The following is an 8,596-nucleotide window of genomic DNA, read 5'->3' as shown; positions in this document are numbered from 1 at the left end:
AATTGCGCCATTTTTGTATTCAAACATAAAAATTGGACTGATGATTTTTAGTCATCAGTCCAATTTATTATAGAGCCATTTTTCTTTGAACATTCTTAAGAATTATTTTCAAAATTGGTAATTGTTATTTAGTATCGTTAATAATCAATTGACGTAATGATTGGCGTTTAATAACTTCACGTGCTTTACCATCTTTTAAGAAAAATACAGGTGGTTTCTGCATTTGGTTGTAATTAGAAGCCATTGAGTAATGATATGCTCCTGTAGATAAAATTGCTAGGTAATCACCACGTTGAACAGAAGAAGGGAGTTTTGCATCACGAATAATGATGTCACCTGATTCACATAATTTACCAGCAATTGTTACTGTTTCATCAGCTTCTTCATGACGGTTTACTAATAAAGCTTGATATTTGGCACCATATAATGCAGTTCTAATGTGATCGCTCATGCCACCATCAATTGAAACATATTTGTTTACTTCAGGAATTTCTTTAATTGTACCTACTTCGTATAAAGTAATTCCAGCTTCTCCAACAATAGAACGGCCTGGTTCAATACCAATTTCCGGTACTTCATAATTTAGACGTTCAGTTTCAGCTTTGATTGCATCTGTAATTTCTGCAATACCTTCTTCAATAGGGAAGCTTACGTCTCCTTCAACGTATTTGATACCGAAACCTCCACCTAGATTAAGTAATTCAACTTTGATATCATTTTCAGAAAGCCAGTTAAGCACAATCTTAGCAGTTTCAATCATCGCTTCAGTTCCTTCGATTTGAGAACCAATATGGAAGTGAATACCTTTTAAATGTAAACGTTTAGAGTCGCGCACTTTATTGACCGCTTCAATCGCTAAGCCATGGCGAATTGATAAACCGAATTTACTATCTTCTTGGCCAGTTTGAATAAACTCATGCGTATGTGCTTCAACACCAGGGTTAACGCGTAATACTACATTTACAGTGTCGCTCGCGTATCTGTCGATTAAATCAATTTCCTCAAGTGAATCGATAACAAAATAACCAACGCCACTTTCTAAAGCGTATTGTATTTCACGTTTGGTTTTGTTATTCCCATGGAAGTGGATCTTACTTGGGTCAAACTTTGCTTCTAATGCAGTATATAATTCACCTTCAGAAACTACATCTAATTGTAAGTCTTCTTCTTGTACTAATTTGACCATTTGGATACATGTAAATGCTTTCGAAGCATATGAAATATTATATTTTAAACCACTTTTTTGAAAAGCTGAGTGATATCTACGCATTTGATTGCGGATTTCATCTTCATCATAAACAATAGTAGGGGTACCAAAGCTTTGTGCAAGTGTCTTTAAACTTGTACCCGCCATTGTTAACTCACCATAATCATTATATTTTACTGCCATTTTATCTATACTCCTTTATGAGAGAATCATGATTCATAGCACTAAGTTGTTCTGAATTAGCGCCTACACCTTTGAATGTATATTCATCAATGCGTATATCGTTATTATATAATATCACTTCATCTTGTGCATCGACTTCCTCATCAACTTCAACAAACATATGGCTCATCATTAGTGCGCGAATAGGGTAGCGTTTACCTTTAATTAATGCTTCATGTTTAGCTCTCGATTTAAGAATACCATCTCCATAGCCTACATCTACAACTGCTAATCGCGTATGGTCTCTAGTAGCTTCAAAGGCAAAGCTATACCCACAATTATCTCCAGCATTCACTTCACGCACTTGTATCACATTACCTTTTACAGTAAGAGATTGTTTAATACTATATTCATTTAAAGCACTATATGGTCGAGACCCATACAATGCAATGCCTACACGTGCATGTGTATGATGTGGTAAAAGTTTCTGACCTTCACGATAATAACTTGCACTATTTTGCGCATGAATTAAATCAAAGTGATAACCTTCATCTAATAAGGTATCTACTATATTTAACCATGCCTCACGTTCTATACTATACTCAGGCACATCAAATTCATCTGCATAACCAAAGTGCGTCCACAATCCACTAATAATCATTTTGTCTTCATTTGAGTTAATATGATGATCATTGAGTACTTCTCTAATTTCTTCTAATGTTCTAAATCCAGAACGATGAAGTAAGTTTTCAAATTCTAAATGTACTTTGATACCACTTAAATCATTCTTATATTTATAATAATAGGCTAATGATGGTAGGGTCATTTGAATTTGATAATGTCTTACTTTTTCAAAATCATAAACGGCATTCATCAAGAAAATAGTGGCATCAGGCGCTATTTCTCGTACTTTAATGGCTTCTTTTAAAGAGGTAGTACTGAAAGTATTAATTCCAGCTTTTAAGAAAGAAGTAACAGCAAACTCCAAACCATAATGATAAGCGTTGTTCTTCACTACAGCCATAATTGAATTACCATTTTTAACTTTAATAGCATTTTGTAAAAACGCTTCTTTATCGACGGACCATATTGCTGTCAATGTGAATTACTCCTCTCCATAATGCATTAATAATTGTTCATAATAATTTGCCACATAGATTAATACTTTTTCATCAAAATTAAGATGAGATGTATGAAGTCCAGTCACAAAACCTTTGTCTTCGTTTCGAGTACCTACAAATGCAAAGTATGCTGGGGCCAACTGTTGACCATAGAAGCTAAAGTCTTCACCAAATAAGAATGGAAGAGGCTTATCTATAACTTCTAGATTTGCAGCATTAATCGCTTGTTCTACACTCGCACGCAATTTAGGACTATTCATCGTAGGTGGGTAGCCTTCTTCAAATTTCACTTCACAATCCACATTAAATAATAAGCTTACACTCTCAGCAATTTTATGCATTTGTGTTTTTACTACATTTAAATCATTTGGATCATAAGTTCGAATCGTTCCTTCTAAATATCCATGGCTAGCTACAGTGTTAATAGCTTCTCCAGCTTCAAAATGACCCATATGAACAATATTTCGTTTTAAGCCATTGAGATGATACTGTTGTATTTGTCCTACTTGATTTAGAACGTGTAGAAGGGCTTCACCACATGAATGACCTTGCTCTTTATCTGCAACATGACTTGATAATCCTTTTAAGAAGAAGCGATATTCAGTTGCACTTGCTGTAATTTCTTCATCACGGATAACAACTTGTCCTTCATCGGCAAATGGATTAACATGGATGCCAAAAACAGCTTCTATTGGATAGTTATTAAACGCACCTGCTTTAATTAGACGATTCGCTCCGCCACCAGTTTCTTCGGCAGGTTGGAAGATGAATACAACGTTGTGTGGAAGCGTTCCTTTATCGAACATTTCTTTGCATCGTTTAACAAATAACATTAATGCCGTTGTATGTCCGTCGTGACCACATGCATGCATTACATTATCCGTTTGACTTCGATAATCGACATCATTTTCTTCAAAAATTGGTAACGCATCGATATCCGCACGAAATGCAATGGTATGATCACTATTACCGTTTAAGTATGCTATTGCACCAGTTTCAAGAGGGCGCTCATATGACACTCCTAATTCTTCTAAAAACTGTGTGATATATTTTGTCGTCTCGAATTCATGTAAACTTAATTCTGGATGTTGATGTAAATGTCTTCTATGTTTAGTTACAAACTCTAATTCACTCATCATATCATTCCTTTATTAACTTAATTAGTCTTATTAATATTGTAACTTATTTCATCTTTTTATGTATGACGTGATATTAATTTAAATAGTATTAATTTTGAAATAGAGGCGTATAGATTATTTGCCCATTGCTTGGCCTGTTGGTAAAAATTCTAAATACTCTTTACTATGCCCAATCCACTTTTCATAAGAATAACTAAAACTGAGAAGGGCTCAGTTAAGCGCCTTCTCAGTTCAGTAAGCTATTGTGATTATGCAATACAGCTATAAAATAGTTTTTTTGACATAGCCACTCATCAAACACTCATATCATTAGTCATTTAATTTTCTTAATGCTGAAACAATTTCACGTTTAGAGTCTTCTACTTCCGAAGTTTGTTTAATCACTTTAGCAGGGGTACCAGCTACGACTGCACCAGCTGGAACATCTTGAGTAACAATTGCACCTGCAGCGACAATTGCGCCTTCGCCAACATGAACACCTTCTAAAATGACTGCATTAGCACCAATTAATACATTATCATCTATGACTACTGGTGAAGCACTAGGAGGCTCAATTACGCCAGCTAGAACGGCGCCAGCACCTACATGCACATTCTTACCAGTTGTCGCACGACCGCCTAATGTAGCATTCATATCAATCATAGTTCCTTCACCAACTACAGCACCAATATTGATTGTTGCGCCCATCATAACGACAGCACCGTCTTCAATAATTGCTTGTTCACGTATAAATGCACCTGGTTCAATACGCGCATTTGTATTTGTTAAGTCTTTAAGTGGAATTGCTGAATTACGTCGATCCATTTCAATTTCTAACTCAGTAATTGTAGATTGGTTTGATTCATAGAATGGTTTCCAATCATCGGCTTCACAAAAGATTACTTTAGAATTGTCGGAACCAAATACTTTAAAAGAATCAGGGAAGGTAACACCATCAAAATTACCATTAACATATACTTTTAATGGTGTAGATTTTTTGGCGTCACTAATATATTGAATAATTTCCTCAGCTGATAAATGTTGTACCATAATTTAAGTCTCTCCTTAATATTTGCTAGATTTTATAACTTATAGGTTGTCAAACGTGTAATAACCGTTAGATTGGTTTATTAATTTTTCAGCAGCAGTGATTGCTCCATTTGCAAAAATATCTTTAGACTGTGCTTTATGTGAGAGTGTAATGGTTTCATCTGTTCCTGCAAATAATACATCATGTTCACCTACAATAGTCCCACCACGAATTGAGTGAATGCCAACTTCGTCTTTAGTGCGTTGTTCTGTAAGTTCATGTCGATCATAAACTGGTGTGATATTTTGGCGTAAGTCTTTAATAACATCATATAATTTTACTAATGTCCCACTAGGAGCATCTACTTTTTTATTATGATGTGCTTCAGTCAACTCGATATCATAATCTTGCAGAAGTGGGATAGCTGCTTCTAATATTTTAGTTAGAGCATGTACACCATAACTCATATTTGCACTAAAGAATACTGGCATGTTATGGCTTAATTCATTTAACTTTTCAATTAATTTTTCCTTTTCACCTGTAGTAGCTATAACTAAAGGTAATTGAAACTCTTCTTCAAGAAGTGGGAACAATAGATTAGGATTTGAAAAATCAATCGCTACATCCGCTTCATTTTGTGCATCAGTAATGTGATCATAGTGTGTATATGGTGTTGTCTCATTTTTTTGAGGCTCAATAACACCTATAATTTCATGACCTTTTTCCTCTGCTAATCGAGCCACTCTTTGATTCATTGCACCGTAACCAATAAGTAAAATTTTCATTAAAGTTCACCTGCTTTAAACTGTTCAAATACATTGATTAAGACTTTGGCATCTGCATCTTCTAACGGAAGAAGTGGTAAACGCAATTCATAATTACCAAAACCTAAATGACTTGTTAACGCTTTAATCGGAATAGGATTAACATCTACAGAAAGCGCATCTAATAATTTACTAATTGGTTCGAAATCGTTTGAAATATCTTGTCCACTTTGTTTAGCATCATATAAAGCTTGGAATTCTTTAGGAATTGCATTAGCAATAACTGAAATAACACCATTGCCACCTCTTTGATAAAATTCGACAACATTATCATCGTTACCACTATATAAAGCGAATTCTTCTTGATTGATACGACTTTTAACGTCTTCATAATATTCAAAGTCATTTGTGGCATCTTTGATTGCAACAATATATTGGTTATGACTTAATGTTTCAACTGTCTCTGGTTCAATTGTCATATTTGTACGAGAAGGCACATTATATAGTACAACTGGCAATTCAACTTCATTCGCAATCGTTTCGAAGTGTTTAACTAAGCCACGTTGATTTGTTTTATTGTAGTAGGGGGTTATCAACATAATTGCATCTGCACCAAGTGCTTTAGCGCGTTGAGATGCTTGAATTGATTTGGCAGTATTATTCGTACCTGTACCTGCAATAATAGTCACACGATGATTAACTTGCTTTATAACTGACTCCAATACTTGTTCTTTTTCTTCTTCAGTTAAAGTAGGGCTCTCAGCTGTAGTTCCATTAACAATAATAGCTTTTACACCATTGTCTAATAGGAAATCTACGTGTCTCTCTAATGCATTATAATCAACTTCATTATTTGTGAATGGGGTAGCAAGTGCTACTCCTACACCTTCGAATAAATGTGGCATATTATCTAGCTCCTTTTAAATTGATTACTTGCTCTAATACTTGTACTGCATTCAATGCTGCACCTTTTAATAAATTGTCAGATGTGCACCAAACGTGGAATGTATTATCTAATGAGTCATCTCTACGAATACGGCCTACAAATACTTCATCTCTACCAGTAGAGTTAAGTGCCTGAGGATATTCATTTTTTTCAGGGTTATCAACTAATACAACACGTTCGTCTTTATCAAATAAATCTTTAATTTCTTGTACAGTTGCTTCCTTATCTAAAGTAACGTCAATTTCAACACTATGACTATCTTGTACTGGAACACGTGCACATGTCGCAGTTACTTTTAATTCAGGTTCATGTAAAATCTTGCGTGTTTCATCAATCATTTTTTGTTCTTCTTTTGTATATCCATCCTCTAAGAATACATCAATATGTGGTAACACATTATTATAAATAGGGTGAGGATACGCTTCTGGTTCTTTACCATTTGCACCTTCAGCTAAATCTCTTTTACCTTTAATACCTGAACCTGAAACAGCTTGATAAGTAGTATATGCAACACGTTTTAAACCAAATTGATCTTGTAATACTTTTAATGGTACTACTGATTGAATTGTAGAACAGTTAGGGTTGGCAATAATGCCGCGCTTAAATTCAGGTTGATTTACTTCAGGTACAATTAAGTCGATATCTTCAGTCATGCGCCATTGACTAGAGTTATCGATGACAATTGCACCTGCTTTTTCAAAGATTGGGGCGAATTGTGCACTTGTGCCACCACCGGCACTCATTAGAACGTAGTCAAATTTTTCACTTGCTGCTTCTTCTGTTAATTCTTGTACAACATACGTTTGACCTTGAAATTGAACTTCTTTACCTGCTGATCTAGCTGATGAGAATAATACTAACTCATCGAACTTGATGTTTTTACGATCAATTGTTTCTAACATTTTTGTTCCAACTAAACCTGTTGCTCCGACTACTGCTAATCTTGTCATAAAAGTCACTCCAATATCATTTGTTTGAATTTTAAAAAAATTATTTATAAATAGCATGTTGATGTTTAAATATCAAATGCATTGTATAATACTTCAACAGCTTTTTCTCCATTATCAGCATCTATCACATATGAAATACTAATTTCAGATGTTGTAGTTTGATAGAATGGGATATTTGCATTAATTAAAGTAATGAAAGCCTTTGATGCAACGCCCGACATATCTCTCATACCAGAACCAATAAGCGAAATTTTAACGTATTCTTCATTAATTTTATAATCCAATGCGTTAAATGAAGAAGAAAGATTACTCAAAATAGTTGAAATTTGTTGTACATCACTATCTTTAATTGAGAATGATAGCTGCAATCCTTCAATGTTAATTATTTGGGATATCATATCCACATTTACTGAACCTTCTTCTAATGCTGTGAACAATTGCGTTAAAAGACGATTATCAGGTAGGGGATAACTAATTGTAACGTGCATCATATGTTTATCTAATGCTACACCTGTTACAGCTTTCTTCTCTAATAAATCTGTTCTTGACATAATCCATGTTCCTTTCTCATTTGATAAAGTTCTACCGAGATACAATGGGATATCATAGTTCTTAGCAAGTTCTACGCTTCGAGTTTCAAGAACGCCTGCACCTAATGCACTCATTTCCATCATTTCTTCATAAGAAACATAATCTAACCGTTTTGCCTTACTTAATATTCGAGGGTCAGTGGCATAAACTCCATCAACGTCAGTATATATTTCACATGGAATTTGATTACTTGCAGCAATTGCAACTGCCGTTGTATCTGATCCTCCACGTCCTAACGTTGTAAGTTCAAATGCATCATTGATACCTTGGAAACCAGCAACGACTAATACATCTTTGTCGGTGAATGCTTTATCAAATGTTTCTGGATTGATTTCAGCAATTCTGCTCTTTAAATGATGGCCAATCGTTTTAATACCTGCTTGATAACCAGTCATTGCTCTAGCATTAACACCGATATCATTTAACACCATGGATAAATATGATACAGTCTGTTGTTCACCGGTCGTTAAAAGTAGGGCGAGTTCCTCATCTTTAGGTGTAGCAGTAAGATTTGATACATTATCCATTAATTGATCTGTTGTTTTACCCATAGCACTAACAACTACAATTAATTGTTCACCGTCATCCACACGGTTCTTAAGCATTTCTGCAATATTTTTTATCTTTGTAAAATCAGCGACGGATGAACCACCGAACTTCAAAACACTTCGTTTCAAAACTTTACCTCCTAAAATATAGGGAGGCAC

General features: G+C 34.7%; 8 protein-coding genes. All 8 read right to left on the bottom strand.

Annotated features, from left to right (window positions below; translation table 11 throughout):
- Positions 1 to 124: 124 nt before the first annotated feature.
- The 8 genes from lysA to AC1RRU_RS01520 all read right to left on the bottom strand — a co-directional run bounded on the left by lysA (position 125) and on the right by AC1RRU_RS01520 (position 8,566).
- Positions 125 to 1,390, bottom strand: coding sequence for a diaminopimelate decarboxylase (lysA, locus tag AC1RRU_RS01555; protein WP_011275803.1), 1,266 nt, complete (start codon positions 1,388 to 1,390; stop codon positions 125 to 127).
- 1 nt (position 1,391) lies between these two features.
- Positions 1,392 to 2,468: an alanine racemase gene (locus tag AC1RRU_RS01550; protein ID WP_011275804.1), complete on the bottom strand. Its 1,077-nt coding sequence runs from the start codon at positions 2,466 to 2,468 to the stop codon at positions 1,392 to 1,394.
- A gap of 6 nt (positions 2,469 to 2,474) precedes the next feature.
- Complete coding sequence (locus AC1RRU_RS01545; protein WP_011275805.1) at positions 2,475 to 3,626, bottom strand: amidohydrolase; 1,152 nt, start codon at positions 3,624 to 3,626, stop codon at positions 2,475 to 2,477.
- A 312-nt stretch (positions 3,627 to 3,938) separates the two neighbouring features.
- Positions 3,939 to 4,658, bottom strand: a complete 720-nt coding sequence (gene dapD, locus AC1RRU_RS01540; RefSeq protein WP_011275806.1) for a 2,3,4,5-tetrahydropyridine-2,6-dicarboxylate N-acetyltransferase — start codon at positions 4,656 to 4,658, stop codon at positions 3,939 to 3,941.
- 39 nt (positions 4,659 to 4,697) lie between these two features.
- Positions 4,698 to 5,423 (bottom strand): 4-hydroxy-tetrahydrodipicolinate reductase, encoded by a 726-nt coding sequence (dapB, locus tag AC1RRU_RS01535; RefSeq protein WP_011275807.1) that lies wholly within the window; start codon positions 5,421 to 5,423, stop codon positions 4,698 to 4,700.
- Positions 5,423 to 6,307, bottom strand: a complete 885-nt coding sequence (gene dapA, locus AC1RRU_RS01530) for a 4-hydroxy-tetrahydrodipicolinate synthase (protein WP_016931093.1) — start codon at positions 6,305 to 6,307, stop codon at positions 5,423 to 5,425. The genes dapB and dapA overlap by 1 nt, the downstream gene beginning before the upstream one ends.
- Before the next feature lies 1 nt (position 6,308).
- The gene (locus AC1RRU_RS01525; RefSeq protein WP_011275809.1) at positions 6,309 to 7,298 is read right to left on the bottom strand and encodes an aspartate-semialdehyde dehydrogenase; all 990 of its coding nucleotides are present in this window, start codon (positions 7,296 to 7,298) and stop codon (positions 6,309 to 6,311) included.
- 65 nt (positions 7,299 to 7,363) lie between these two features.
- Positions 7,364 to 8,566 carry an aspartate kinase gene (locus tag AC1RRU_RS01520; protein WP_016931092.1) on the bottom strand — a complete coding sequence of 401 codons (1,203 nt, stop codon included), beginning with the start codon at positions 8,564 to 8,566 and terminating at the stop codon, positions 7,364 to 7,366.
- Positions 8,567 to 8,596: the final 30 nt, after the last annotated feature.

This window comes from Staphylococcus sp. GW821-FHT11H10, assembly GCF_058807855.1.
Note: the sequence above shows the minus strand (reverse complement) of the source record. Positions and strands in the feature narration are given on the sequence as shown.

Excerpts from the sequence above, each read along its gene's own strand:
- lysA (WP_011275803.1), bottom strand. The coding sequence starts at position 1,390 with ATGGCAGTAAAATATAATGATTATGGTGAGTTAACAATGGCGGGTACA.
- AC1RRU_RS01545 (WP_011275805.1), bottom strand. The coding sequence starts at position 3,626 with ATGAGTGAATTAGAGTTTGTAACTAAACATAGAAGACATTTACATCAA.
- dapD (WP_011275806.1), bottom strand. The coding sequence starts at position 4,658 with ATGGTACAACATTTATCAGCTGAGGAAATTATTCAATATATTAGTGAC.
- dapB (WP_011275807.1), bottom strand. The coding sequence starts at position 5,423 with ATGAAAATTTTACTTATTGGTTACGGTGCAATGAATCAAAGAGTGGCT.
- dapA (WP_016931093.1), bottom strand. The coding sequence starts at position 6,307 with ATGCCACATTTATTCGAAGGTGTAGGAGTAGCACTTGCTACCCCATTC.
- AC1RRU_RS01525 (WP_011275809.1), bottom strand. The coding sequence starts at position 7,298 with ATGACAAGATTAGCAGTAGTCGGAGCAACAGGTTTAGTTGGAACAAAA.